This window comes from Novosphingobium sp. FW305-C-111 (genome assembly GCF_058783565.1).
Window position 1 is genome coordinate 88,668 of the sequence record NZ_JBYSYP010000004.1, and the last position, 26,298, is coordinate 114,965.

Genomic DNA, 26,298 nt, shown 5'->3' on the forward strand with positions numbered 1-26,298 from the left:
GGGACATGCGAAGTTAGCACATGCAACACGACTTGGCACCGGAAACTGCGCCAATGCGCAATGCTCTGAATCACCGGATTATTCAGGCGTAAATGGTTAAAGTGTCCATTTTGGATCACTCTGCCACGAGTTCATGCTCAATACTGGAACTTGACCCCGCCCCAGAACGTGCGGGGCGCACCGAGGTCGATGGAACCCGCCTGATTGCGCGTCACAACCTGTTCGTCCCACAGGTTCTCGCCCCTGAAGACCAGCGCAAACCGGTCAATGGGGATCTCCGCATAGGCATCGAGGGTCGTTGCAGCCGGTAGGAGATCGATCCCGATGTCGTCCTCGGCCTGTGAGGATACGTGGCGAAGCGTCAGCGAGCCTATCCAGCCCGTGCGCGGGCGCCAGTCGAGCGTGGCCGATGCAGCGAAGCGGGGCGTCTGGGCCGGGCGCTGGCCATCCAGCGCGGGCGTTCCGCTCGCCCTGATCTCGGCGTCGTTCCACGAGAGCGAACCTGCAAAGCCGAACGCGCCAAAGCGCCCCCGCAAGTTCGCTTCGATCCCGCGCGATTGAACAGCGTCTACATTGCGCCGCTCCCGCAAGTTGGCTCCGATGGTGACGTTGGCAATCGCGTCGTCGATGCGATTGTCGAACGCGGTCAGCGAAATCGACCAGCCGCTCACCGGGGTGACGTCGATCCCGGCCTCGAATCCGTGGAGAACCTCGTTCTTGAGTGCGGCGTTGGCGCGGGTTGTCACCGGGAAGACCACGAATGGCCGGTACAGTTCGTTGAGCGTCGGCTGGCGCAGGCTGCTATAGGCAGCAGCGCGCAGCGATACGGCCGGGCTGGCCCGAAAGACCGCGCCGGCCCGGTATCCGGTTTGCCATCCGGCGCGGTCGGCGAAGCGGTTGTCGGTCGTTACGCCCCCCGCCGGCGTCGTCTCGCGGAAAAAGCCGTCGCGCACGGTCCAGCGATCCGCACGAACGCCGCCGGTCAGGACAAGCGGGCCGAGCGTCCAGTCATCTTCAAGGTAGACGCCGAAATCGCTGTTGCGCCCGCCGGCCCGGCGGCGCGCCGTCGCCAGGCCCGTCGCGGCATTCAGCGGCTCCTCCTGGAGTTCGCCGTCGGCGATGCGAATATCGGTGCCAAACCGCAGGACATGCTCCCCGCCGACCGGCGGGCGCAGCTCGAACTTCCCGCCGATGCCGGTCGACGGCGTCCGCCGCTGGTCGAGCGTCTTTCGGAAGCTGGTCGAACTGACCACGACATTGCCGAAGTCGCGCCCCTGGACATAGCCGAGCAGGTCGAACTGCCAGCGCCCCCGGCCAACGAGGCGCAGGCTGCCGTCCTGTCCCTTGCTGAAGCTGTCAGCCCCGCGAAATCGCAAGGTGCGGTCATCATCGTACGCCGCGAGCCGGAACTGGAGCTCCATGTCATCGGCAACCGGCGCGGCTCCGCGAAGGCCAAGCGACCAGCTGTCGAAGCGCGCGCGGACACTAGCGGGCCTGCGCTGGCTCTCCGGCGTCGTCCAGAACCCCTGCCCGCGGTCCCAGCGGCCACTGGCGACAACGTACCCCTCGCCCAATCTCGGTGCGAGCGATCCGGTCAGCTCCGTCTCGCCGCGATCGTTCACCAGCACCCCCGCATTGACGAGGCCTAGCCGCGCCGCGTCGGCGCTCTCCAGCGCGATCGTCCCGGCCACCGCGCCCGCCCCGAACGCGCCCGAACCCCCGCCGCGGGTCACGCGGAACCGGGCAAGCTGGCCGGGGTCGATCGCGCTCAGGGGAATGTAGCCGAAGAACGGATCTGCCAACGGCACGCCGTCGAGCACCACCAGCGTGCGGCTGGTCGCGTTGCCGCCGAGCGCGCGCAGGGTCACGCCTTGCGCCGAGGGATTGGACGATCGGCTGTCCGACCGCCGAAACTGCTGGAAACCAGCGACTTGCGACAGCGCATCCTCGATCCGCCCGGAGCCTGTCGAGGTCAGCCGGTCGCGGTCTATCTCGACCACCCCGTAGGCCGGCGTAGCGGGTGTCTCGGCGAGACCCTGCCCGGTGACGACGATCTGAGGCGGCTCCTCTGCCAATGCCGGTGAGGCACCGGCAAATCCCAGAGCTGCAAGGAAAATCGGTCGAGTGGAGCGCATCGGCGCGCCTTATTGCAGCGCCCGGTCCCCGGCAAGCGGCGCGGCACGATTGGGCACGAGTCCCGCCAGCTGCGCCCGCGCCATCGCGGCCGCTTCGTCCGCGCTGAACGCCTTCGGCGAGAGGCACAGCTCGAGCCACAGGCCGTCGACCAGCGCGGTCAGCGCGATCGCGCCGAGGCGGCGGCGCTCCGCCGGGACTCCGCAGTCTTCGAGGAGGCCTTCCAGCCGCGCCCGGAACGCCCCGTACTGCGCGTCGTGCCGTGCGGCGATGTCGTCTCGCGCGGCTGTCAGGCTCCAGAACGCGATCCACGTCGCCAGCAAGGCAGGATCAGCGATCGGCGGGCGGAAACTGGCGGTCAGATAGGCCTCGATCCGCGCGACGGGGTCGTCCCCCGCATCGGCCACCGCGCGGTCGAGGGCGGCGTCGACGACACTTCCCACACAATCGTAGGTTGCCGCGACAAGTGCATCGATTCCGCCGAAATAATGGTTGACGAGTCCGGCACTCACCCCGGCTTCCAGCGCGATCGAGCGCACGCTCGCCCCGGCCGCCCCTGCCCGCCCCAGGACCCGCGCACAGGCCTCGATCAGGCTCTGGCGGCGCTCATCGGGTTCGGCGCGGCGGAAGGCAGGCGGGTTGGTCACTTGGCAGGTCATGCCACTTGTTATACGATCGTTCAACAAACTTCCAGGAAGCCGGATTCGCCATGGCAGACCGCAGCACCGCGATGGAGCAGATCGACGCAACCGACGTCGATCCCGATGCCGACTGGTCGCTGCCCGGCTGGATCTACCACGACCCGGAATACTTCTCGGTCGAGCTCGAGCGGGTGATCCGCCCGTCCTGGCAAATCGTTTGCCACGTCAACGACTTGCCCGACCCCGGCGACTACCGGACGCTGGATTACCTCGGTGAAAGCGTGCTCGCGGTGCGCGGGGAGGACGGAAAGGTCCGTGCTTTCGCCAACGTCTGCCGCCACCGCGCAATGCGGCTGGTGGAGGGTCCGGCGGGTTGTGCAAAGAAGCTCGTATGCCCTTATCATGCCTGGGTTTTCGAGACCGATGGCCGGCTCACCGGCGTACCCATGAAGGGCGACTACCCGGCGCTGAAGATGGCCGAGAACAATCTCGTCCCGGTCGATGTGGAAGTCTGGCACGGCTTCGTATTCGTGCGCCTCGAAGATCGCGGATTTCCTTCTGTCGCCGAGATGATGGCGCCGTTCGAGGACGAGGTATCGTCCTATCGATTCAACGACATGCAACGCATCGGCGAAGTCCGCGAGCGGCCGCGCGCGGTCAACTGGAAGAACGTCGGCGACAACTATTCCGACAACCTCCACATCCCGGTCAGCCACGACGGCCTGACCCGCCTGGTCGGCAAGTCCTATACGATCGAAGCGCACGGCTGGGCCGACCGGCTCCATGGCATGGTCGCGCAGGACAAGCGCCAGAATTTCTGGGAAAAATTCTACCGCACCCACCTCCCGCGGGTCGAGCATCTGAGCGACGAGCAGCACCAGCGGTGGCTCTACTACAAGCTCTGGCCCAACATCGCCTTTGACGTCTACGCCGACCAGATCGACTTCATGCAGTGGCTGCCGCTTACCCCGACAACTTCTGTCTTGCGGGAAATGTGCTTCGCCCTGCCTGATGAGCGGCGCGAGATGAAGCTGGTGCGCTATGCCAACTGGCGGATCAATCGGGTCGTCAACAAGGAAGACACCTGGCTGATCGAGCGGGTCCAGAAGGGTATGGAATCAAGGAGCTACACCGTCGGCCCGCTCGGCGCGAGCGAGTTCTGCCTGCGCAGCTTCGCCCGCAAGATCCGCGCCCTGATCCCCGAGGCACGCCAACCCGTCGCTCCGCCGCCGGGGTGGAGCAAGCGTCCCTGAACGACACCTATCGACACCTGAAGGCACAGAACCGCACGCGAAAGATCCCCACGCCATGACAAAGACCTACGACGCGCTCATCATCGGCGGCGGCCACAACGGGCTCGTCTGCGCGTTCTACCTCGCCCGCTCGGGGCTCAAGGTGCGCGTGCTGGAACGCCGCCACGTCGTCGGCGGCGCGGCGGTGACCGAGGAGTTCCACCCCGGCTTCCGAAACTCGACAGCCAGCTACACCGTCAGCCTGCTGCGGCCCAAGGTCATCGCAGACATGAAGCTGCACGAGCGCGGCTTCCGGATCATCGAGCGGACGATCTCGAACTTCTTCCCCTTCCCCGACACCTACCTCAAGCTCGGCGGCGGGACGGAGCGGACCCAGGCGGAGTTCGCGCGCTTCTCCAAGAAGGACGCCGCCGCCTATCCCGCCTATGACGCGGCGCTGGAAAAGGTGGCGCAAGTCCTGCGCGACATTGCCCTCAAGTGCCCGCCCAACGTCGGCGGCGGCATGGGCTCGCTGGTCGCCGCCGCGCAGCAGGGCTGGCCGCTGGCGAAGATGGATCTTCCCGCCCAGCGCGACCTGCTCGACATCTTCACCAAGTCGGCGCGCGACTTCCTCGACGGCTGGTTCGAGGACGATCGCGTGAAATCGGCCTTCGCGTTCGACGCGGTGGTCGGCAACTACGCCGGGGTTTCCACACCCGGCTCGGCCTATGTGCTGCTTCACCACGTGTTCGGCGAGGTCAACGGCAAGTTCGGTGCGTGGGGCCACTCGGTCGGCGGAATGGGCGCGATCACCCAGGCGATGGCCAGGGCCTGCGAGGAGTACGGGGTCGAGATCAGCCTCGAAAGCCCGGTCGACAAGGTGCTGGTCGACGGCGGCAAGGCGGTCGGCGTGCGGCTGGAGGGCGGTGAGGAAATCGCCGCGCCGATCGTCGCCGCCAACGTCGGCCCGGCCCTGCTCTACCGCAAGATGGTCGACGCAAGCGATCTCGATGCGGACTTCAACCGGCGGATCAAGGGCTACAAGACCGGCTCGGGCACGTTCCGGATGAACGTCGCGCTGTCCGAACTGCCCGATTTCACCACGCTTCCCGGCAAGGACAAGGCCGAGCACCACACCGCCGGGATCATCATCGCGCCGGGCATGGACTACATGGACCAGGCGTTCATCGACGCGCAGCAGCACGGCTGGTCGAAGAAGCCGATCGTCGAAATGAAGATCCCCTCGACAGTGGACGACAGCCTTGCGCCGGAAGGGGCGCACGTCGCCAGCCTGTTCTGCCAGCAGTTCGATCCCGGCGTCGACTGGGATGCCCACCGCGAGGAGGTGGCGGACCTGATCATCGACACGGTCAACGACCATGCACCCAACTTCAAGAGCAGCGTGATCGCCCGGCAGATCCACTCACCGCTCGATCTCGAGCGCAAGTTCGGGCTGGTCGGCGGCGACATCTTCCACGGCACCATGGGCCTCGACCAGCTGTGGGCGGCACGGCCGGTGCTGGGGAACGGCGACTATCGCTCGCCGATCAAGGGCCTCTACATGTGCGGGTCCGGCACCCACCCCGGCGGCGGCGTCACCGGCGCTCCGGGCCACAACGCGGCGTACGAGATCCTGCGCGACCGCTCGACGCTAGGCCGGCTGCTGCGCCGGCGCTGAGGGCCGGGCAAGGAAGTAGAACGGCACGCCGGCGAGGATGAGGACAACGCCCCAGCCAGCGGCTTCGAGGCCGATGGCCCAGACGACCCATGCCGTGAATGCAAGCCCCACGGCGGCGACCAGTCGGCTTCGGCCGAGGGCAAGCGCTGCGACGCTCGCGGCGGCGTAGAGGACCATCGACGACGATGTCGTCAGCTTGAACATGAATTCGAGCACGTCTCCGCCGTTACGAGTGGCCGCAACAAGCATCAGCGCGACCGACAACAGGTTGCCCGCGACCATCGGCGCGACCGCCACGTCGTGCCGGTTGACCCGGGCGACCCACGGTGCCAGCTCGCCCGCGCGAACCGCGCCGAGCGGAACCTCGCCGAGGAACAGCACCGAGGCATTGAGGTAGCCGATGCACGAAATCGCCGCGAATGCCGCCACCGCCATGCCCGCCGTGCTGCCTAGAAACCGCTCGACGAACCATGCCAGCGGCGCAGCGGACGCCTGCAATTCGCCCGCGGGCACGAGCAGCATCATTCCGGTGCAAAGGCCGAGGTACAAAAGGGCGGTCAGTGCGACGCCGCACAAGGTTGCGCGCATCACGTTGCGGGCCGGATCGCGGACCCGCTCGGTCACGATGGCCGCGCCCTCGAACCCCAGCAAGGCAAAGAACAGGATGCCAAGCGCCGGGCTCAAAGCGCCGGGCGAAAACGGGGCCATGACCGTGGCTTGATAGTCGGCTTGCGGAAGCACCACAGCGACGATGCCGATCACCGCCAGCAGGGGCAGGAGCTTGAGCGCGACGGTGAGGACCTGCAGGCGTCCTGCCGCCCTTGCGCCGATCAGGTTCACGACCGTCAACCCTGCGAGGATCGCCGCGCCGGTTGCCGAAGTATGCAAAGCGCTGGCGCTGATCGCCGGCACGAACACGCCAAGGTAAAGGGCGGCGGTGGTGGCGACGGCGGCGTCGCCGACCCAGATCGACACCCAGTAGCACCAGCCTATCAGGATGCCCGCAGGCGCCCCCAGAACCTTGCCGCAGATCGCGACAATACTCGGCTCGTTCGGCATGGCCCGGGTCAGATCGACGATGACGTAGGCCAGCAGCATCACCCCGGCCCCGGCGACGAGCCACCCGACGACCCCGGTCCATCCAAACGGTGCCATCTGCGCGGGTAGGATGAAGATGCCCGATCCGATCATCGAGCCGACGACCATCGCCGCCGCCATCCACAGTCCAAACGGTCGCTTGTCGTCGCTCATCGCGGGCCCTCCCCAAGGCCAGACGGAGTGAACCACGGATCACCGCATTTGGCCAGCACGCTGCGGCATGGTATCGTGCGGCCATGAACGCCATGACCTGCCTGTGCGGCCAAGTCTCTGTCACGCCTGCGAAAACGCCTGAGTACATCCACGCGTGCAACTGCACGTTGTGCAGCAAGTCGGGCGCATGGTGGGGATATTACCACCCGGACCAGGTTGCGGTTGCCGGAGAGACAATCGGCTTCCGCCGCAGCGACAAGACCGAGCCGGGGTCGGAACTGCGGTTCTGCCCGCGGTGCGGGACGACCACCCATTTCGTCCTGACCGAAAGCACAGTCGCCGCGCACGGCAATGTCATGATGGGGGTGAACCTGCGGCTGGCGGATCAGGCCGAGCTCGCTGGAATCGAACTGCGCTATCCCGACGGCAAGGCGTGGCCCGGCGAAGGTCCGTTCGGGTATGTTCGCCAGGCCGAGATCATCGGCGCAGGCTGATCAGCGCAAGGCGGCCGTCCCCCATTCCATCCACCCGGCAAACCGCGGGACCTTGGGGACATAGAACTTGCCCTTCGGCTCCACGGCAAAGCCCGCACCGGCCAGCGCCTCGCTGACCGGGCGGGTCAGGTGACAACCCCCGGCGAGGCGCTTCCACAGCGGCTCGATCCGGTCCTGCCACTTTGCCACGCCGGGATCGGGAGCGCGGCCGTGCTCGAGGTAAAGCAGCCGTCCGCCCGGCTTCAGAACGCGGCGCAGCTCGCCCATCGTCCGGGCGTGGTCCTGTACCGAGCACAGCGTGAAGGTGGTGACGACCGTGTCGAAGCTGGCGTCCCCGAACGGCAGATCCTCGCCCAGTCCTTCGCGGATATCGGCCTGCCAGCCCTTCCGTGCGGCCTCCTCCCGCGCATAGTCGAGCAGCTTCTCGGTGGGATCGACGCCGGAGAACGCCGTGACCCTGCCGCTATCATAGAACCGCTGGTTGAGCCCGCCGCCGCAGCCGAGTTCGAATACGTGGCCCTCGGCCATCGGGATCAGCGCGCCGCGCAGCTCCATCAGTGCCGGGCTGCCGCAGGCGCAGCGGATGAACCGGGGGACGATGTGCCTGTCGTACCAAGCCTGGAAACCCATCCGCAACGCCCCCCGCCCTTCGCCACATTCGCGTTGCAATTTGCTACGCTAACGGGAACGATGGCGCAAACGGGACGAGGGGCATCGCATGGGACACGTATACCGGACGCCGGACAGCCGGTTCGATGGCCTGCCCGATTTTCCGTTCAGCCCGAACTACCACACGCTGCGCGACGGGCTGCGGGTTCATTATCTCGACGAAGGTCCGAAGGACGGGCCGCCGGTCCTCCTGCTCCATGGCGAACCGACCTGGAGCTATCTGTGGCGGCACATGATCCCGCCGCTGGTCGCCGCCGGGCACCGGGTGCTGGCGCCCGACCTTGTCGGCTTCGGCCGTTCGGACAAGCCGCTCGACCGCAGCGCCTATTCCTATGCTGGGCAGGTCGCGTGGATGCGCGAATGGATCGAGGCGCTGGACCTGTCCGGAATGGTCCTGGGCTGCCAGGACTGGGGATCGCTGATCGGGTTGCGGCTCGTCGCGGAGATGCCCGGGCGGTTTGCGGGCGTGGCGCTGTCGAACGGCGGACTCCCGGCCGGGCAGAAGCCGCCGCGCGCCTTCGCGATCTGGCGGGCGTTCGCGAGGTACAGTCCGGTGTTCCCGATCGGCGGGATCGTCAAGCGCGGCACCAGGCGTCCGCTGAGCGAGGCGGAGATCGCCGCCTACAACGCGCCCTTCCCGACCACCGCCAGCAAGGCGGCGGCGCGGGCCTACCCGCCGCTGGTGCCGTTTGCCGGCAACGTCGCGGTGCCCGACCAGTTCCGTGCCTGGGCGGTGTTCGACACGTGGGAAAAGCCGTTCCTGTGCTGCTTCAGCGACGGCGACCCGATCACCCGCGGCGGCGATGCGTTGTTCGTGGGCCGCGTGCCGGGAACGGCGGAGCAGAAGCACCGCACGCTGACGGGCGGGCACTTCGTGCAGGAGGACGATCCGCAAGGGTTCGTCGCGGCCATTCTGGACGTGGCGGCTGCGACCGCCCGCTAATCCCGCGCCGCGGGATCCGGGACGATCAGCTTGCGGCGGTGACGCCGGCTTCCTGCATCAGCTGCTGGAGCTCGCCGTCCTGGAACATCTCCATCATGATGTCAGAACCGCCGACGAATTCGCCCTTCACATAGAGCTGCGGGATCGTCGGCCAGTCCGAGTACGACTTGATGCCCGAACGGATCTCCATGTCCTGCAGCACGTCGACGCTGGCGTACTCGACGTTCAGGTGGTCGAGGATCGCCACGGCCTTGCTCGAGAACCCGCACTGCGGAAACAGCGGCGTGCCCTTCATGAACAGGACGACGTCGTTACCGTTGACGATCTCGGAAATGCGCTGGTCGGTGGACATGGGGATTGGGATCCTTTCGCCGTCTCAGTTGGGGACGGCGGTGGTCAGTTGCAAGGCATGGAGCACGCCTCCCATTCGCCCGCCGAGCGCGGCATAGACCGCCTTGTGCTGGGCGACGCGGGGCTTGCCGCGAAACGCTTCGGAGACGACGTGGGCGGCATAATGATCGCCGTCGCCGGCGAGATCGGTGATCGTGACCTCAGCATCCGGCAGGGCCTCGCGGATCATCGCCTCGATCTCGGCGGCGGCCATCGCCATCAGGCTTCGCCCATCAGCTGGCGGCGGGCCTCGACCGACTTGGTCTCGAGCATCGAACGGATCTCGCTCTCTGTGGTGTCGACGCCGGCCGCGGTCAGGTCGCCGAGCAGCTTGCGGATCACGTCCTCGTCTCCGGCTTCCTCGAAGTCCGCCTGGACAACCGCCTTGGCATAGGCTTCCGTCTCCGCGGCATCGAGGCCCATGCGCTCCGCCGCCCAGGTTCCGAGCAGGCGATTGCGGCGGGCGTGCACGCGGAACATCATCTCCTCGTCGCGGGCGAACTTCTGTTCCTCGCCGCGCTCGCGGTCATCGAAAGTGGTCATCGGTGCAACCCCGTCAAAAGTGCCCCGCACGCGGGCGGGTTCTCCTTGCCGATAGTCAGCCGCGCCGCGCCCCGCAAGCGTTCAGTAGGCGAGTTCGCGTCCGTCCACGGTCAGGTCGGTCACCCGGCCGCCGTCTCCGGTGGCGCAGGCGAACTCGTCGCCGTTCGAGAGCCGGCCGCTGACCTGGTAGCCGCTGCCGTTGCGCTGGGCGCCATAGACCTCGTCCACCTGGCCTTCGCGCTCGACGGCGGAGACGCAGGTCTCGACCGCATCGTTCATCGCCCGGCTGGCCGAGCGGTCACCGGAGCCGCCGCTCCAGCCGTTATCGTAATCGCGGCTGTCGGTTTCGGGTTCGTTGTAGCGGTAATCGCGCTCGGCGCGCTTGTCCTTGTCGTTCTTGCTGGCGGCGCTCGCGATCGCGGCAATGCCGCCAAGGATGAGCAGGCCGGCAAACACGTCGCCCGCGCTCACGCCGTCGTCGCGGTGATGGCGGCGATGCCCGCGCCAGCCGTCGCCCCAGCCGCGGTCGGCGGCGGTGTCGCTGCCGGGTGTCCAGGTGCGCGGAGCTTCGAGCACGCCGCGAGTCGCAGCGCTCGGAAGAGACGCGGCCAGGGCCGGCGAGAGCGTCAGCGAAGCGCATGCCGCCGTGGCGAGTGCGCGTGAAACCAGCGAAAAGCTGCGTGCCATGTCTCGAGTCCCCGTTCGTCCCTGTGCCGACGCCGCCGCTGCCGATCCATGCAGCGACGGCGTGGCCGCCGTCCATAAGATGTGGCTAGGCGGCCCGGGCTGTCACCAGCCTGAACCGCCTGCCGGTTTGCGACTTACAGCCCGCGAATTCCGCTGAAGTCGAGGTCGACCACGCGGCCGTATTCGACCTTGCACTTGAAGTTGCCCGAGTCGTAGCCGCGATAGCTGTCGTTCCAGCCGCGATAATCGCCGCCCCAGCCACGCCCGTAATAGCGGTCGCCGTCGCGCCAGTCGCGGCCCGACGAATTGACCGCGATCCGGCCCTTGACCTCGTAACCACGGCTGGTGCGCTTGATGTCTCGGATGTCGGTCACATTGGCGCGGCCATAGCTGTAGCGGCTGGCCTGGTTTTCGGCGGTGCGGACGCACTGCTCGACCGCGCTGCGCGAGTCGCCGCGGTACCGGTCATAGCCGTAACCGCCATAGCGCCCGCCGTCGTAGCCATAGTCATAGCCGCGATCGCGGTTGCCCGCGGCCGAGGCGACAGCGGCGATGCCGCCGATGATCAGCGCGCCGGCAATGATGTCGCCCGCGTCGATGCCGTCACGGTCGCGCGCCATCGCGGGGGTTGCCGTGGAGACCGCGGCGGTCGCAACCAGCGCGGCACCGGCAATAGCCTTGGAAATGGTCTTCATGGTGCGATCCTTTTCGTATTCTTGCCGGGGCTGCTCCCGGTCACGAAACGGATCTACGCCATGCGCAGTGTTCCCACCCTGAACTGCGACGACAGCCATTGTTCAGGAAATGAGCGCAGAAAATGAACGACTAGTCGCTGATCCTGAGGCCAGTCCAATAACCCAGGAAGGCCAGGACATCCGCGCCGGTGGCGATGACCTTGTCTGTAGGCTTGCCCGCGCCGTGGCCGGCCCGCGTCTCGATGCGGATGAGGTGCGGCTTCGGACCCAGCTGCGCCGCCTGCAAGGCCGCCGCGTATTTGAAGCTGTGGCCGGGAATCACCCGGTCATCCGTGTCGGCGGTCGTGACCAGAATCGCCGGGTAATCGGTCCCGCTGCGGATGTTGTGATAGGGTGAATAGCTGCGCAGCATCCGCCAGTCCGGCTCGCGGTCGGGATAGCCGTAGTCATCGACCCAATAGCGGCCCGAGGTGAAGCGGTCGAAACGCAGCATGTCCATCACGCCGACGTCGGGGTTGGCCGCGGCAAACAGGTCAGGCCGCTGGTTGGTCACCGCACCGACCAGCATTCCGCCATTGGAACCGCCCTGGATGGCGAGCCCGCGCTGGGGCGTGATCCCTTCTTTGATCAGGTATTCACCCGCCGCGATGAAATCGTCGAAGGTGTTCTGCTTTTTGCCGAGCCTGCCGGCCTCGTGCCATTCCTTGCCGTACTCCCCGCCGCCACGGATGTTTGCGAGGACGAACACCCCGCCCGACTGCAGCCACGCCATCCGCACCGCGCTGAAGCCCGGCGTCATCGAGATATCGAACCCGCCGTAGCCGTAAAGCAGCGTCGGCGCGGGCGTGTTCCCTTCGGCCAGCTTGCGGCTGCGGACGATGAACATCGGCACCTTCGTCCCGTCCTTCGACGAATAGAACCGTTGCTCGACCGCATAGTCCTTCGGATCGAACGCGAGCTTCGGCGTCGCGAAGGGCAGCGCGATGCCGCTGCGCAAGTCGAGCCGGTACACCGCCGGCGGCTGATTGAAGCTCGAGAACTGGTAAAAGGTCTCGGGATCGCCCGGCCGCCCGTCGAACCCGCTCGCGGTGCCGATGCCGTTGAGCACCAGCGCCTTGGTCGGCCGCCCCTTGAGATCCATGATGACCGCGCGAGAGGCAGCGTCCTGGAGGTACGAGACGATCAGGCGGTCGCCGACGATGTTGCCGTTGTCGAGTTTGGCCGGACCTTCGGGCACGACCTCGGTCCACGTCGCGCCTTTCCGGCCGAGGTCGATCGAAACGAGCCGGAAACGCGGCGCGTTGTCGTTGGTGACGAACCACAGCTTGCTGCCCATCCCGTCGACCAGCTTCCAGTCGTTGGTGAAGCCGGTGACGAGCGGCCGGGCGGCCCAGCCCTTCTTCTTGCGCGCCTTCAGCTCGATTGCGGCGATCTGATACCGGGCGTCGGTCCCGATCTCGCTGGTGATGATCGCCCAGCGGCCATCGGCGGTGACCCGCGCCTTGTGGCTCCACTCCGGGTGGTCGGGCGTGGCGAAGACCTGCTCGTCCGCCGACTGCGGCGTGCCGATGCGGTGGAACCACACCGCCTTGTTGAAAGTCAGCGCAGTATAGACCTGGTCGGGTGGCGGCGCGGGAAAGCGCGAATAGAGCAGACCCTCGTCGCCGACCCAGCCGAGCTCGGTGTCGTTGGCCCACTCCATCTTCTCGTCGAGAACCTTGCCGGTGGCGACTTCGATCACCCGGATGGTCCGCCAGTCACTGCCGCCGTCCTGCACGGTGTAGGCAAGGTATTTGCCCGACGGGCTCGGCTCCCACTGGTCAAGCGCGGTCGCGCCGTCCTTCGCCCAGGCGTTGGGATCGATCAGCTGCCGCCCCTCGCCGCCCAGACCCTCGCGCACGTAGAGCACCGACTGGTTCTGCAGCCCGGAGTTGCGCATGTAGAAGTAACGACCGCCGCCCTTTTTGGGGATCGAGAACCGCTCGTAGTTGAGCAGCGCGCTGATCCGGTTCGCCAGCACGTCGCGGCCGGGCAGCGAGGCGAGGTAATCCTGCGTGACCTTGCCCTGCCGCGCCACCCAGTCGGCGACTTCGGGCGACTGGCGCACGTCCGCCTCCAGCCAGCGGTAGGGATCGGCGACGGCCTCGCCGAACTGCTGTTCGACCGTGCCGTCGCGGCGGGTTTCGGGATAGGTCGGAGCCTTGGCCGGGTCGGCAGCGATGGCGGGCATGGCGGAGGCGAACAGGGCCGCGCCGACGAGGGCGCGCTTGGCAAACGACATTCTCTCTCCCCGAAACAGGAACGGCCGCGAGTTTAACACCCGCGGCCGCTGCTGCAATCGGTATCGCCTGAAACGGGTTCAGGCGGGAAGAGGCTTACGCGTCTTCGTATTCGTCCTCGACCTGCACCGGGCCCGAGTCCTGACCCTTGGCCGAGGTGTCACGGTCAACCAGCTCGATCACAGCGATCGGGGCGGCGTCCGAAGCGCGGATGCCGGCCTTGATGATGCGGGTGTAGCCGCCGCTGCGGCCGGCGTAACGCTCGGCCAGCACGGAAAACAGCTTCTGCTCCTGCGTCTCGTCGAGCAGGCGGGCATGGGCGAGACGACGGTTCGAAAGGCCGCCCTTCTTGGCCAGCGTGATCAGCTTTTCGACGTAGGGACGCAGTTCGCGCGCCTTCGGCGTGGTGGTGGTGATCTGCTCGTGCTTGATCAGCGCGGCCGCCATGTTGCGGAGCATCGCGATCCGGTGCGACGAGGTACGACCCAGCTTCCGCTGGCCCAGCTTGTGACGCATGTTCTTTCCTTCGTTCGTAAGGGGGCCGTATCAGGTACCCCGGTCCAGGCTGGTTAAGGGGCCAGCCCATTCCCCATTCGTTATCCGCGAACCCCATGTGAGTCCCCGCGGAGGCGGGGACCTCAGGCAGTTCGAGAGGAACCGTGCAACGGCACGAGGCCCCCGCCTTCGCGGGGGCGCCGCTCCATTAGCCCAGCAGCTCCTGTTCGAGCTTCTTGGCCATTTCCTCGATGTTCTCAGGCGGCCAGCCGGGGATGTCCATGCCGAGGCGCAGGCCCATCGAGCTCAGGACTTCCTTGATCTCGTTGAGCGACTTGCGGCCGAAGTTCGGCGTGCGGAGCATCTCGGCCTCGGTCTTCTGGACCAGGTCGCCGATGTAGATGATGTTGTCGTTCTTGAGGCAGTTGGCCGAACGGACCGACAGTTCCAGCTCGTCCACCTTCTTGAGGAGGTAGCGGTTGAGCTGGTTGGTGTCGCTCTCTTCCGGGGCATGCGCGGCAAGGCCGGCCATCGACGGAACGTGGCCCTGCGGCACGACGTCCTCGAAGTGGACGAACAGCGCGAGCTGGTCCTGGAGGATGCGCGCGGCATAGGCCACGGCGTCTTCCGGGGTGATCGTGCCGTCGGTTTCGACCGAGAGGCTGAGCTTGTCGTAGTCAAGCTCCTGGCCGATGCGGGCGTTGTCGACCTTGTAGCTGACCTGGCGGACCGGCGAGTACAGCGAGTCGACCGGGATAAGCCCGATCGGCGCGTCGGCCGGACGGTTCGACACGGCCGGGACATAGCCCTTTCCGGTGTCGCAGGTCAGCTCCATGTTGAAGCTGGCGCCCTCGTCGAGGTGGCAGATCACCAGGTCCTTGTTCATGACCTCGATGTCGCCGGTCACGGCGATGTCGCCGGCCTTGACCTCGGCCGGGCCGGTGGCGGAGAGCTGGAGGCGCTTCGGCCCCTCGCCCTGCATCTTCAGCGCGATCTGCTTCACGTTGAGGACGATGTCGGTCACGTCTTCGCGCACGCCGGCAAGCGACGAGAATTCGTGGAGCACGTTCTCGATCTTGATCGAGGTCACGGCCGCGCCCTGGAGCGAGGAGAGGAGCACGCGGCGCAGCGCGTTGCCCAGCGTCAGGCCGAAGCCGCGCTCAAGCGGTTCGGCGACGAAGGTCGCGCGGCGCTTGGCGTCGTTGCCGGGCTTGATCTCCAGGGAGTTCGGCTTCTTCAGTTCCTGCCAGTTCTTGATGTTGACAGTCATGGAATTCCCCTAGGGTCTAGCGAGGATACCGGCTGTCGGCATGAGGGACGCCGCAGCCGGTGAATTATTGGGCAGGCGAAGCGTCCCTCGCCTGCCGTGCAGGATCAGACGCGACGCCGCTTCGACGGACGAACGCCGTTGTGCGGGATCGGGGTCACGTCACGGATCGCAGTGATGGTGAAGCCGACCGCCTGGAGGGCGCGCAGGGCGCTCTCACGGCCCGAGCCGGGGCCCTTGACCTCGACTTCGAGGGTGCGGACGCCGTGCTCGGCAGCCTTCTTGCCGGCATCGTCGGCCGCGACCTGCGCGGCATACGGGGTCGACTTGCGGCTGCCCTTGAAGCCCATCATGCCGGCCGAGGACCAGCTGATCGCATTGCCCTGGGCGTCGGTGATGGTGATCATGGTGTTGTTGAAGCTGGCATTGACGTGCGCGACACCACTGGTGATGTTCTTGCGCTCCCGCCGCTTGATACGCTGAGGTTCGCGAGCCATTTCGAATATCCTGTCGAGAAACTGGAAGGAAAAGGCGCTGCCCGAGATGGGCTAGCGCGCCTTACTTCTTCTTGCCGGCGATCGGCTTGGCCTTGCCCTTGCGGGTGCGGGCGTTGGTGTGGGTGCGCTGGCCGCGAACCGGCAGGCCCTTGCGGTGACGCAGGCCGCGGTAGCAGGCGAGGTCCATCAAACGCTTGATGTTCATCGCCGTGTTGCGGCGAAGATCGCCCTCGACGGTGTATTCGGAGTCGATCGCCTCGCGGATGTGGAGGACTTCCTGGTCCGAGAGGTCCGACACGCGGCGGGTGTGTTCGATACCCAGCTTGTCGGCGATATCCTTGGCCGACTTGGGGCCGATACCGTGAATGTAGGTCAGCGCGATGATCACGCGCTTGTTGGTGGGGATGTTGACCCCGGCAATACGAGCCACTTGATTCTCCTGCTCCACAGGGACGGCTGGCGCGGTCCCCATCTCATAGCGAACACACGAAAAACGCGAAAAAACCGAGGGCTGCAAAGCCTGCCGGAATCGACCGCCTGTTTCGAGTGAAAGGGGCGCTTAGGCGTTTTCGAAAGATGCGTCAACAGCCAGCGGCCCGCAAATATGCAGGACCTGCCGCAATCCGCGCGGCTGGGTGGCGCTGGGGTCTGCATAGCGGAATTTGGGGTGGAGGTCAAAGGGCGGAAGGTGCCGGGGCGGCATGGCGCATTGCCAGCGTTGCGCGCCCGCAGCTGAACAAGTTGACGAAGTTGACAGTGTCCAGAGGAGGAGGACGCACCCTCCCCTTGAGACTGCAGGAGGGCGGATTGACGATGCGAAAGAGCGCTCCGGGTGTGGCAGGTCGGTCGCTTGTAGGACAGCGAATTTCCAAAAGGGAAAGGGGCGCCCCCTCCCGGAGACGCCCCTTTCCTTACCCAACACTCAGCGTAAAAATCACACCACGCCGAACGCCAGCATCGCGTCGGCGACCTTCTTGAAGCCGGCGATGTTCGCGCCCTTCACGTAGTCAATGTAGTCGCCCTGCTTGCCGTAGGTTTCGCAAGACTTGTGGATGCCGGCCATGATGTCCTTAAGCAGCTGCTGCAGCTCGGCTTCCGACCACGAGCGGCGGCCGGAGTTCTGGGACATTTCGAGGCCGGAGACCGCGACGCCGCCAGCGTTCGAAGCCTTGCCCGGGGCGTAGAGGATCTTGGCGGCCTTGAAGACGTGGACGCCGTCGAGGTCGGTCGGCATGTTGGCGCCTTCCGAAACCGCGATCACCCCATTGGCGACGAGGGTGCGGGCATCGTCGCCAAGCAGTTCGTTCTGCGTCGCGCAGGGCAGCGCGAGGTCGCACTTGACGCCCCACGGGGTCTTGCCCTCGACGAAGCTCGCGCCCGGATACTTGGTCACGTATTCCTGGATGCGCCCGCGCTTCACGTTCTTGAGGTGCTTGACGTAGTCGATCTTCTCCTGGTCGATCCCGTCGGGATCGTGGATGAAGCCGCCCGAGTCCGACAGGGTGAGCACCTTGCCGCCAAGCTGGGTGATCTTCTCCGCTGCGTGCGTGGCGACGTTGCCCGAGCCCGAAATGACGGCGGTCTTGCCCTTCACCCCGTCGCCGCGGGTCGCCAGCATGTTCTCCATGAAGTAGACCGCGCCGTAACCGGTCGCCTCGGTGCGGATCAGCGAGCCGCCCCATTCGAGACCCTTGCCGGTGAGCACGCCGGTGAACTCGTTGGTGATGCGCTTGTACTGGCCGAACATGTAGCCGATCTCGCGCCCGCCCACGCCGATGTCGCCTGCGGGGACGTCGATGTCGGCGCCGATGTGGCGGTACAGCTCGGTCATGAACGACTGGCAGAAGCGCATGATCTCGCGCGTCGACTTGCCCTTCGGGTTGAAGTTCGAGCCGCCCTTGCCGCCGCCCATCGGCAGGCCGGTGAGCGCGTTCTTGAAGGTCTGCTCGAACGCCAGGAACTTGAGCACCGATTCCGTCACCGACGGGTGGAAGCGGATGCCGCCCTTGTAGGGGCCGATCGCGTTGTTGTTCTGGACGCGCCAGCCGCGCTGGACGCGGATATTGCCGTTGTCGTCTTCCCAGCAGACGCGGAACGAGACGATCCGGTCAGGCTCGGCAATGCGGCGCAGGATCTGCTGCGAGTGGTACTCTTCCTTGTCCTGGATGAACTCGAAGATATCCTCGGCGACTTCCTGGACCGCTTGCGCGAATTCCGGCTGCCCGGGATTGCGCCTGCGCACGCCCTCCATGAAGGTCGGCAGGTCGACGTGATCGGTTAAAGCCACGGTATTCTCCCCTGTGCGCGGGGCTGCATGTGCAGCCCGGCGTGACAAAATCACGATTGCGCCCCGTCCGTCGCGTATCCCGGGCCTGTCCACGGCCGTTCCGAGTCGCGCTTTGTTGTGGGTGGCAGAATAGCGCCTTTTTCACGGCGCGACAGTGCGCCCGCGCACGCCGTCAGCGGAAGGTGACGGTCCCGTCGAGGACGACGAACGTCTCCTTGCCCTCGCGGGTCTCCAACCGCCCGGTGCAGGAGCAGATCGCCGCCTTGCCCTTGTTGTCCGGTTCGCTGGCGGCGGCGAGCTGAGCCGAGAGCTTCGCTTCCGCGCCGCCGAGGAAGGCGAGCAGGACGGGCTTGCGCGCCTCGTCCACCCACTCGTTCGGCTTGGCCGGATCCAGCAGCAGCAGGGTTCGCGTCGCATAGGCCATCGGGATCGGCATCGGCGGTTCGGCCTTTGCGGGGGCGGGAGCAGCCTTAGGCGCGGCGGCGGGAGCCTTCGGCGCGGTCAACGCGTCGAGCGCGGCCGCGGCCTCGGCACCCTTGGCCTTTTCCTCGGCCTCGAGCGGCGAGCCGGCCGGGGGGATCGCCACCGGTTCGAGCGGTGCCGGGACGAATTTCGGTGCTGGCTTCGGTTCCGGCTTGGCAAGCGGCGCGGCGGGTGCTGCCGCAGGAGCGGGCTTCGCCTCGAGCTTCGGCGCATCCTTCAGAAGAGCGGGGTCCGGCTCCGCCTTGGGCGCGGGCTTAATGTCGGCGGGGACCGGGGGACCGGCGGGCCTTGCCGGTGCAGGAGGGCCCGCCAGCGTGCCGCGCCCGGTCGCGGCGGGATCGACCTTCAGCGCAAGCCGCCCGATCTGCTCGAGCATGACCTTGTCGACCGCCACGCTGATCTGGTCGACCGGGTAGCGCATGTATCCGCCGACCACGTATTCGAAGAGCACGCGGGTGCCCTTTTCGGTCTTCTTGAGCGTGATCGTCAGCACGCCTTTGACCGCCTCCGACTGGAGCGGGCCGAGCGCGCCGGTCATCCGCAGGACCTCGCCGGGCATCACGTTGATTACCCGCATGTGCTCGACCGCGCCGGGGCGCTGCCACACCGGCGCGCCCTTCACCACCGGGATCGCCTCGCAGAAGCAGCCGCCGGCAACCGTATCGATGGTGAGGTTGGCGGCGTCGCCCGAATAGGTGTGGGCCTTGTTCCACCACTCCTTCGGCTGGACCAGCGCGGACCAGACCGCTTCGGGGCTGGCGGCGACCTCGACCGTGTTGCGGCTGACGAAGCCGCCCTCGCTCTTCTGCACGACATCGGCGCGGGCCGGTGCGGCGAGGATCAATGCGGCGGCAAGGGCGGGCAGGACGTGGCGCATCGATGGGGCTCCGATCGGGGAAGCGGCATCCTTACCATGCGCCGGGGCGGTGGCAACGCTGCGGTGGCGTCGCGCAACAGGCGAACGCAAAGCCAAAACCACTGGGTCCCCGCCTGCGCCGGGACGCCCGGGGGTTTGAATTGAAAGCAGGCGCGCACCCGCGGAGGCGGGTGCCCAGAGCGGCATAGCGCAGCGCTTGAAGCAGTGAGTTCCCGCCCGCGCCGGTCCGCCTCAGCTCTTGAGGATCGCCTCGATCTGGGCGGTCACCGCGTCCATGTCGGCCATGCCGTCGACACGGGCGACGATGCCGCGTGCTTCGTAGATCGGCAGGATCGGCGCGGTCTTGGCGCGGTATTCGGCCATGCGCGTGCGCACGGTTTCCTCGTTGTCGTCGGGACGGCGCTTGAACTCGTGCCCGCCGCACTTGTCGCAGGTGCCGGCAACCTTGGGCTGCTCGAACTTGTCGTGGTAGCCCTTGCCGCAGCTCGCGCAGGTGAAGCGGCCGGTGATGCGCTCGACCAGCGCGTCTTCATCGACGGCCAGCTCGATCACGTGGGCAAGCGTGCGCCCGCGGCTCTCGAGGATGCCGTCGAGCGAATGGGCCTGGGGCGCGGTGCGCGGATAGCCGTCGAAGATCGCGCCCTGGCTGGCGGGCATCGCGTCGAGCTCGTCGCCGATCAGCGCCGAGACGATCTCGTCCGACACCAGCCCCCCCGCGTCCATCACTGCCTTGGCCTGGAGCCCGACCGGCGTGCCGGCCTTGACCGCGGCGCGGAGCATGTCACCGGTCGACAGCTGCTTCATGCCGAACTTGTCGACCAGGCGCTGCGCCTGGGTGCCCTTGCCGGCGCCCGGCGGTCCGAGGAGGATGATATTCACGCGGGGGTCCCCTTCCCTGCGGCGCTGCGCTTAGCGCAGCCGCCCCTTGAGTTTGGCCTTCTTGATCAGGTCGCCGTACTGGTGCGCCAGCAGGTGCGACTGGATCTGGGTGATGGTGTCGACGGTCACGTTGACCACGATCAGCAAGCTGGTGCCGCCGGCGAAGAACAGCTTCATGCCCGTCTCGGCGATGACCCATTCGGGCACGACGCAGACCAGCGTGATATAGGCCGCGCCGATCACGGTGATGCGGGTCAGGACGTAGTCGAGGTATGTCGCCGTGTTCTTGCCCGGGCGGATGCCGGGGATGAACCCGCCGTTCCGCTTGAGGTTGTCCGCCGTCTCTTCCGGGTTGAAGACAACCGCGGTGTAGAAGAAGCAGAAGAAGATGATCCCCGCCGCATAGAGCGCCATGTACAGCGGCTTGCCGTGGCCGAGGTACTGGTTGAGCGTCACGATCACGTTGCCCATCGTGCTGTCGGGCGAAACCGAGTTGCCCGCAAACTGGGTGATGGTCAGCGGCAGCAGCAGCAGCGAGCTGGCGAAGATCGGCGGGATCACGCCGGCGGTGTTGATCTTGAGCGGAAGGTGGCTGCGGTCCGCCTGCATCATCCCGCGCTGCGTGGCGCGCTTGGGATACTGGATCAACAGCCGTCGCTGCGCGCGCTCGAAGAAGCAGATGATCAGGACCAGCACGACGACGAGCAGCACCATGCCGACGATGACGAACGGGCTGATCGAGCCGGTGCGGCCGCCTTCGAACAGGTTGGCGATGAACGTCGGCATCTGCGCGACGATGCCGGCCATGATGATCAGCGACACGCCGTTGCCGATGCCGCGGCTGGTGATCTGCTCGCCGAGCCACAGCAGGAACATGGTCCCGCCGATGAGCGAGATGACCGCGCCGACGCGGAACAGCATGCCGGGGTTGACCACCGCCTGGAGACCGCTCGACGCGCCATAGGCCTCGAGGCCCGAGGCGAGGAACCAGCCCTGCAGCGCGGTCAGCGCGACGGCGCCGTAGCGGGTGTACTGGTTGAGCTTCTTGCGCCCGCTTTCGCCTTCCTTCTTCAGCGACGCGAGCGCCGGGTGGAGCGAGGCGGCGAGCTGCACGACGATCGAGGCGGTGATGTAGGGCATCACGCCGAGCGCGATCAGGCTCATGCGCTCGAGGCTGCCGCCCGAGAAGGCGTTGAACAGGTCGAGGATCCCGCCCTTGGTCTGGGCGTAGAGCGACTGCAGGATCAGCGGATTGACGCCCGGCAGCGGCACGAAGCTCAGGAACCGGAAGACGATCAGCGCGCCGATCGTGAACCAGATGCGGTTCTTCAGCTCGGTCGCCTTGGAGAAGTTCGCGAGGTTGAGGTTGCTCGCGATATTGTCGGCGCGTGATGCCATGACGGGATGTCAGCCTTGCTTGGGTGCCGGGCCGTCTTGCAGGCCACCGGCTTTCAGGAAAGCCCCATATAGGGACGCCGCAGGGATGTCGAACCCCCACGGCGTGGAAATCCCCGCGACTTTCGTCGCGGGGGCCGTTTCCTTACTTGGCCTTGGCGGCCTTGTTCGCCTCGCGGCGAGCGGTCTTCTTCTCGTGTTCGCTCGGACCGGCCTCGGGAAGCTCGACCGAACCACCGGCGGCTTCCACCGCGGCCTTGGCACCGGCCGAAACGCCGGCGACCTTGAAGGTCGCCTTGGCCGTGAACGCACCCTTGCCGAGCAGGCGCACGCCGTCCTTGCCGCCACGGCCGAGGCCGGCGGCCTTGAGCGCGTCATGGTCGATGGTCTTGCCCGCGTCGAGCTTGCCGGCGTCGATGAACTTCTGGATCATGCCCAGGTTCACCTCGGCATAGTCCTTGGCGAAGATGTTGTTGAAGCCGCGCTTCGGGATGCGCATGTGGAGCGGCATCTGGCCGCCTTCGAACCCGTTGACCGAGACGCCCGAACGCGCCTTGGCACCCTTCTGGCCGCGCCCGGCGGTCTTGCCCTTGCCCGAGCCGATACCGCGGCCGACCCGCATCCGGCCCTTGCGGGCGCCATTGTTGTCACGAAGTTCGTTGAGCTTGGTCATGATCGTGCACTCGCTTTCGCTTTTGTCGCGCGTTGATGGAAGTGCGGGCCCTTAGCGGCGCAGGCCCGCTTTGTCACCCCCGCATTTCCGGGCCCGGAAACCGGGAAGGTTTGCCAGCCTGTCCAATATCTGCGTAGCATCGCTATCGGGGGCATCAGACGGGGTCAGGTGATGGCACAGGCAGGCGCGGGCGGGCTCGTACTTTCGGAAAGCCGCACGGTGCGGCTGTTCAGCTTCTTCCTCCTCTACTTCGGCCAGGGCCTACCGGTCGGCATTTCGGTCATAGCCCTTCCCGCGTGGGTCGCTGCAAACGGCGGCCGGGCGGAAGACGTCGCGGCGCTCGTCGCCACCGCCTACCTGCCGTGGAGCTTCAAGTTCATCCCCGCGGCCCTGATGGACCGCTATTCCTATCTGCCGATGGGCCGGCGGCGGGCATGGCTCATCCTCGCGCAGGGCCTGATGATGGCCGGCTTTGCCCTCGCCGCCTTTGCCGCCCCCGATCCGGACGACATCGAGCTTCTGGTCCAGGTGGTGTTCCTGATCGGCGCGGGCGCGGCGATCCAGGACGTGGCGGTCGACGGCCTCGCGGTCGACATCATCCCGGAGATCGAGCAAGGCCCGGCCAGTTCGTTCATGTTCGGCGGGCAAACGGTGGGACGCGCGATCGCGGGCGCCGCGAGCGGCTATGCCCTGCAGACCTGGGGCAGCGAGACCGCGTTTTTCGCGTTCCTCCCGGTCATTGCCGCGATCACGCTTTATGCGATTTTCCTGCGTGAGCGCCCGGGCGAGCGTCTCTTGCCGTGGAGCGCGGGCGAGGCCTCAGAGATCAACCGCGCGGTCCAGCCCGACAACCTGCTCAAGGTCGCGCTCCTTTCTCTGAAGGCGCTGTTCGGGCGCGACAGCCTGATCCTGATCGCCGCGTCGGCCCTGCAGCGGACAGCCGGCGGCATGCTCACCGCCTTGTGGCCACTGCTCGCCACCGGTTTCCTCGCCTATACCACCGCGAGCTACTCCAGCATGATTTCGACCGCCGATCTGGTGATGGCGATCGCCTCGATCGCGATCGGCAGCTTCCTGACCGTCCGGCTCGGTGCCCGCGGTGCATCGATGCTGGTGACGGCCTTGTTCGGCGGGCTTGCCCTGTTCCTTTTGGCCGGCCAGTCGCTTTGGACCATCGGCGCGGTCTTCATCGTCACGACCGGGGTCTACGCCGCCCTGAACATGCTGACGAGCGTCTGCTCCAACCCCTTGCGGATGCAGCTCTGCCGGCCCGAGGTCGCCGCGACCCAGTTCACCCTCTACAACTCGATCAGCAACCTGCCGGTGTCGTTTGGCGCGATGCTGTTTGCCTGGATGGGCGGGACCGACAACCTCAAGTTCGTCCTCGCCCTCGCGGCTGGACTGTGCGCGCTGTCGACGGTCCTGCTCGTCCCGCTGCGCATCGGCCGGGCGCATGTGGGAGCAGAGCCGGTCCCGCAGATGAATTGAGCATCAGGAGCGGCGCAGGACCTAGCCGTCAGGCCTCGCGCAAAGACCTGCCTCGCCAGAAGCGCGTCAGGATGGTCCGGACCGGCGCGTCGATGTGCCGGCCCACCAGCCAGCTCAACACCACGCACGCCGTGCAGCCTCCGACCATGGCAAGCATCCCCGGCCCGATCGTCAGCTCGGCAAGCTTCAGGATCGGCCAATGCAGGATATAGAGCGGATAGGAGATCTCACCGAGAAACCGACCCAGCGGAAACCCGTCAACCTGCGCCCCGGCAAGGATGACGAGTGGAAACAGGAGGTACACCGCAGGCAACGCAGGCGGCATCGTCATCGGTATCGGTGCCGCGAGGATCAGGAGGGTCAGGCCGGCCAGCGGCCAGAACGCTCGCTTCAGGCCCGGCGCGTGCGCGAAGCGCTGGATGATCATGCCGCAAGCGAACGGGCCGATCCCTCGGGCCAGCACCCCGATCAGCGACCACGGGTTGCGGCCGATCATGGGGTATGCGCCCACCGTGAGGTAAGAGATCGCAAACAAGGCCAGCGAAACGCCGGCAACCACAACCAGGCCGCCGACCGGCAAGCGGAACAGTCCCAGGAAAAGCACCGACAGGATCAGCTCGATAAACAAGGACCACAGCGGCGGGTTGATCGGGAATGCACCGGTGCCGCCGGTGAACGGCGACGGCAGGGCCAACACGTTGAACGCATAATTGGCGAGCGGGGCACCGATGCCCGCAATCAGCGCGGCCAGCAGCCCCAGCGTCGTTCCGATGATGGCCAGGGGATAAAGACGGATGACGCGCCTCGCCAGATAGTCTCCGACGCCCATGCCGCCACGAAGTTTCCCGCCATAGGCGTGAGCGACCACGAAACCTGACAAAACGAAGAAGAAATCGACGCTGAGCGCCAGCCCCAGATGGTCTTCCCCGCCCCCCAGCAGCATCGCCCGCGCGTGGAGAAACGTGACGTTGAGCGCGGCAATGCCCCGCATGGCGTCAAGGGTCACGTAATGCCGGGTCGCGTGCTGCATGGGCGCCGCATGGCGCATTGGACCACGGGCTGGCAAGTTGATCTTGCCCACTCGCGTTGCGGGATGCATTCAAGTGCGCGCGAGAACTGCTCTCCGGCCGGGAACAATCCGCTCCAGCCCGCGCTGGAACAGCGGCCGCACCCAGGGTTCGACACGTTCGACCAGCACCCAGCAAAGCGCGAGCAGCAGCGCCATGCCCAGCGACGCGGCCAGAACCAGCGGCACGCCCGCTGCCGCCAGTTGCGCAGCAAGCCCGCCGGCCACCGTCTGGTGGAGCAGGTAGATCGGATACGTCATCAACCCCGCCGTGCGGACCCAGCGTGCCGCGCGGTCCCTGGGATTCGCGGCGCCGTACCAGATGACTCCCACTGCCGCCGCCCAAAGCAGCGCGGGTACGGCCACTCCGTAATCGGTTCCGGCGTCTGCATTGCGGGTGCCCATGATCTGGACGATCTCCAGCAGGCAACTGGCCAGTGCGAGAACCATGGCGAAGCCCGGCCGCTTTCCTTGCGCGGTGACGCTCCATATCAGGATGCCGAGCGCGAAGAACCCGCCGTGGCGCAGCAGCAGCAATTGCGGCAGGAGATTGCCGAAACGGAAGCCCGCCAGCTCGGCAGAGAGATTGAGGAGGCTGGCCAGGGCAAGGCCCAGCGCCAGCACCGGCAACGCCTGGGCGATGCGCGGGCCAGTGACGAGCAGCAAGGCTCCCACTGCGGCGTAGAACATGACCTCTACCACGAGTGTCCAGACCACGTCGTCGAGATAAGGCCCTCCCGGAACGAGGAACGCGCTTCCTGCCGCACGCTTCACAAGGTCGCCTAGCGGCACGCCCGCCAAGGCAAAGACCACCAGCCCGATGACCACCGAGAGCCATAGCAGCGGCAGCAGGCGTAGCGCCCGGCCGATGGCAAAGTCGCGTGCGTTCCGTCCAACCGCGGAGCCCGCGATCACATAGCCGCTGATGACGAAGAAAACCTCGACCCCGATGAAACCGGCGTGGAACCAGGGGTTGCCCGATTGCGGACCGGGATAGGACAACTGCTCGAGCAGAGGCCGGCTCGAGTGCGGCCAGGTGGCGCCGAGGTGGAACAGCGCAACCGAAAGCGCAGCACCGCAACGGACGATATCGATCAGCGGAGCATACTGGCGGGCCACCCGAGGACAGAGATGGCTTAACTTTCGATAGGCAATTGGGTAAGCGACCAGACGGTGCTGCGCTGCGGTAAATTCCACAAATGTCCACATATCTACTGATAGGCACCCATCTGCGTGCTCGTTATCTGACGCAAAAA

General features: G+C 66.5%; 26 protein-coding genes. 5 read left to right on the forward strand and 21 right to left on the reverse strand.

Features of this window, described 5'->3' with window-relative positions; translation table 11 throughout:
* Positions 1 to 137: 137 nt before the first annotated feature.
* Together AC3WLD_RS06110 and AC3WLD_RS06115 are read right to left on the reverse strand one after the other, a co-directional pair.
* Positions 138 to 2,135, reverse strand: a complete 1,998-nt coding sequence (locus AC3WLD_RS06110; protein WP_492556056.1) for a TonB-dependent receptor — start codon at positions 2,133 to 2,135, stop codon at positions 138 to 140.
* A 9-nt stretch (positions 2,136 to 2,144) separates the two neighbouring features.
* Entirely contained in the window at positions 2,145 to 2,780 is a 636-nt protein-coding gene (locus tag AC3WLD_RS06115; RefSeq protein ID WP_492556057.1) for a TetR family transcriptional regulator C-terminal domain-containing protein, read from the reverse strand.
* A gap of 62 nt (positions 2,781 to 2,842) precedes the next feature.
* Between AC3WLD_RS06115 and AC3WLD_RS06120 the strand changes: the two genes are divergently transcribed.
* Both AC3WLD_RS06120 and AC3WLD_RS06125 read left to right on the forward strand, forming a co-directional pair.
* On the forward strand, positions 2,843 to 4,027 hold the full coding sequence (locus tag AC3WLD_RS06120) for an aromatic ring-hydroxylating oxygenase subunit alpha (protein ID WP_492556058.1): 1,185 nt from the start codon (positions 2,843 to 2,845) through the stop codon (positions 4,025 to 4,027).
* Positions 4,028 to 4,082: 55 nt separating this feature from the next.
* The gene (locus AC3WLD_RS06125) at positions 4,083 to 5,684 is read left to right on the forward strand and encodes a phytoene desaturase family protein (protein ID WP_492556059.1); all 1,602 of its coding nucleotides are present in this window, start codon (positions 4,083 to 4,085) and stop codon (positions 5,682 to 5,684) included.
* Here the strand turns inward: AC3WLD_RS06125 and AC3WLD_RS06130 are convergent.
* On the reverse strand, positions 5,658 to 6,935 hold the full coding sequence (locus tag AC3WLD_RS06130) for an APC family permease (RefSeq protein ID WP_492556060.1): 1,278 nt from the start codon (positions 6,933 to 6,935) through the stop codon (positions 5,658 to 5,660). The genes AC3WLD_RS06125 and AC3WLD_RS06130 overlap by 27 nt on opposite strands.
* 83 nt (positions 6,936 to 7,018) lie before the next feature.
* Between AC3WLD_RS06130 and AC3WLD_RS06135 the strand changes: the two genes are divergently transcribed.
* Positions 7,019 to 7,429 carry a GFA family protein gene (locus tag AC3WLD_RS06135; RefSeq protein ID WP_492556061.1) on the forward strand — a complete coding sequence of 137 codons (411 nt, stop codon included), beginning with the start codon at positions 7,019 to 7,021 and terminating at the stop codon, positions 7,427 to 7,429.
* Here AC3WLD_RS06135 and AC3WLD_RS06140 read toward each other — a convergent pair whose 3' ends face one another.
* On the reverse strand, positions 7,430 to 8,059 hold the full coding sequence (locus AC3WLD_RS06140; protein WP_492556062.1) for a class I SAM-dependent methyltransferase: 630 nt from the start codon (positions 8,057 to 8,059) through the stop codon (positions 7,430 to 7,432).
* Positions 8,060 to 8,147: 88 nt separating this feature from the next.
* On the opposite strand from AC3WLD_RS06140, the gene AC3WLD_RS06145 reads away from it, so the two are divergent.
* Entirely contained in the window at positions 8,148 to 9,041 is an 894-nt protein-coding gene (locus tag AC3WLD_RS06145; RefSeq protein ID WP_492556063.1) for a haloalkane dehalogenase, read from the forward strand.
* A 25-nt stretch (positions 9,042 to 9,066) separates the two neighbouring features.
* On the opposite strand, the gene grxD is transcribed toward AC3WLD_RS06145, so the two are convergent.
* The 15 genes from grxD to rplO all read right to left on the reverse strand — a co-directional run bounded on the left by grxD (position 9,067) and on the right by rplO (position 22,488).
* Positions 9,067 to 9,393 carry a Grx4 family monothiol glutaredoxin gene (grxD, locus tag AC3WLD_RS06150; RefSeq protein WP_492556064.1) on the reverse strand — a complete coding sequence of 109 codons (327 nt, stop codon included), beginning with the start codon at positions 9,391 to 9,393 and terminating at the stop codon, positions 9,067 to 9,069.
* Positions 9,394 to 9,417: 24 nt separating this feature from the next.
* The gene (locus AC3WLD_RS06155; RefSeq protein WP_492556065.1) at positions 9,418 to 9,651 is read right to left on the reverse strand and encodes a BolA/IbaG family iron-sulfur metabolism protein; all 234 of its coding nucleotides are present in this window, start codon (positions 9,649 to 9,651) and stop codon (positions 9,418 to 9,420) included.
* Positions 9,651 to 9,974: a DUF1476 domain-containing protein gene (locus tag AC3WLD_RS06160; RefSeq protein ID WP_492556066.1), complete on the reverse strand. Its 324-nt coding sequence runs from the start codon at positions 9,972 to 9,974 to the stop codon at positions 9,651 to 9,653. Before AC3WLD_RS06160 ends, AC3WLD_RS06155 begins: the two co-directional genes overlap by 1 nt.
* 81 nt (positions 9,975 to 10,055) lie before the next feature.
* Positions 10,056 to 10,661 carry a hypothetical protein gene (locus tag AC3WLD_RS06165; protein WP_492556067.1) on the reverse strand — a complete coding sequence of 202 codons (606 nt, stop codon included), beginning with the start codon at positions 10,659 to 10,661 and terminating at the stop codon, positions 10,056 to 10,058.
* Positions 10,662 to 10,795: 134 nt separating this feature from the next.
* The gene (locus AC3WLD_RS06170) at positions 10,796 to 11,356 is read right to left on the reverse strand and encodes a hypothetical protein (protein WP_492556068.1); all 561 of its coding nucleotides are present in this window, start codon (positions 11,354 to 11,356) and stop codon (positions 10,796 to 10,798) included.
* Between the two features lie 130 nt (positions 11,357 to 11,486).
* Positions 11,487 to 13,637: a prolyl oligopeptidase family serine peptidase gene (locus AC3WLD_RS06175; protein WP_492556069.1), complete on the reverse strand. Its 2,151-nt coding sequence runs from the start codon at positions 13,635 to 13,637 to the stop codon at positions 11,487 to 11,489.
* Positions 13,638 to 13,731: 94 nt separating this feature from the next.
* The gene (rplQ, locus tag AC3WLD_RS06180; RefSeq protein WP_492556070.1) at positions 13,732 to 14,151 is read right to left on the reverse strand and encodes a 50S ribosomal protein L17; all 420 of its coding nucleotides are present in this window, start codon (positions 14,149 to 14,151) and stop codon (positions 13,732 to 13,734) included.
* A gap of 187 nt (positions 14,152 to 14,338) precedes the next feature.
* The gene (locus tag AC3WLD_RS06185) at positions 14,339 to 15,400 is read right to left on the reverse strand and encodes a DNA-directed RNA polymerase subunit alpha (protein ID WP_492556071.1); all 1,062 of its coding nucleotides are present in this window, start codon (positions 15,398 to 15,400) and stop codon (positions 14,339 to 14,341) included.
* A gap of 104 nt (positions 15,401 to 15,504) precedes the next feature.
* On the reverse strand, positions 15,505 to 15,894 hold the full coding sequence (gene rpsK / locus AC3WLD_RS06190) for a 30S ribosomal protein S11 (protein ID WP_008065643.1): 390 nt from the start codon (positions 15,892 to 15,894) through the stop codon (positions 15,505 to 15,507).
* A 61-nt stretch (positions 15,895 to 15,955) separates the two neighbouring features.
* Positions 15,956 to 16,324, reverse strand: a complete 369-nt coding sequence (gene rpsM / locus AC3WLD_RS06195; RefSeq protein WP_492556072.1) for a 30S ribosomal protein S13 — start codon at positions 16,322 to 16,324, stop codon at positions 15,956 to 15,958.
* Positions 16,325 to 16,828: 504 nt separating this feature from the next.
* The gene (gene gdhA / locus AC3WLD_RS06200) at positions 16,829 to 18,181 is read right to left on the reverse strand and encodes an NADP-specific glutamate dehydrogenase (protein ID WP_492556073.1); all 1,353 of its coding nucleotides are present in this window, start codon (positions 18,179 to 18,181) and stop codon (positions 16,829 to 16,831) included.
* A 172-nt stretch (positions 18,182 to 18,353) separates the two neighbouring features.
* Complete coding sequence (locus AC3WLD_RS06205; RefSeq protein ID WP_492556074.1) at positions 18,354 to 19,541, reverse strand: SRPBCC family protein; 1,188 nt, start codon at positions 19,539 to 19,541, stop codon at positions 18,354 to 18,356.
* Positions 19,542 to 19,772: 231 nt separating this feature from the next.
* Positions 19,773 to 20,420, reverse strand: coding sequence for an adenylate kinase (locus AC3WLD_RS06210; RefSeq protein WP_492556075.1), 648 nt, complete (start codon positions 20,418 to 20,420; stop codon positions 19,773 to 19,775).
* Between the two features lie 30 nt (positions 20,421 to 20,450).
* Positions 20,451 to 21,818 carry a preprotein translocase subunit SecY gene (gene secY, locus AC3WLD_RS06215; protein WP_492556076.1) on the reverse strand — a complete coding sequence of 456 codons (1,368 nt, stop codon included), beginning with the start codon at positions 21,816 to 21,818 and terminating at the stop codon, positions 20,451 to 20,453.
* A gap of 142 nt (positions 21,819 to 21,960) precedes the next feature.
* Positions 21,961 to 22,488, reverse strand: a complete 528-nt coding sequence (rplO, locus tag AC3WLD_RS06220; protein WP_492556077.1) for a 50S ribosomal protein L15 — start codon at positions 22,486 to 22,488, stop codon at positions 21,961 to 21,963.
* A gap of 171 nt (positions 22,489 to 22,659) precedes the next feature.
* Here rplO and AC3WLD_RS06225 point away from each other — a divergent pair, with 171 nt between their 5' ends.
* Positions 22,660 to 23,976, forward strand: a complete 1,317-nt coding sequence (locus tag AC3WLD_RS06225) for an MFS transporter (protein WP_492556078.1) — start codon at positions 22,660 to 22,662, stop codon at positions 23,974 to 23,976.
* Positions 23,977 to 24,004: 28 nt separating this feature from the next.
* Here the strand turns inward: AC3WLD_RS06225 and AC3WLD_RS06230 are convergent, their stop codons facing one another.
* Positions 24,005 to 25,006, reverse strand: coding sequence for an acyltransferase family protein (locus AC3WLD_RS06230; RefSeq protein ID WP_492556079.1), 1,002 nt, complete (start codon positions 25,004 to 25,006; stop codon positions 24,005 to 24,007).
* A gap of 69 nt (positions 25,007 to 25,075) precedes the next feature.
* Positions 25,076 to 26,161, reverse strand: a complete 1,086-nt coding sequence (locus AC3WLD_RS06235; RefSeq protein ID WP_492556080.1) for an acyltransferase family protein — start codon at positions 26,159 to 26,161, stop codon at positions 25,076 to 25,078.
* Positions 26,162 to 26,298: the final 137 nt, after the last annotated feature.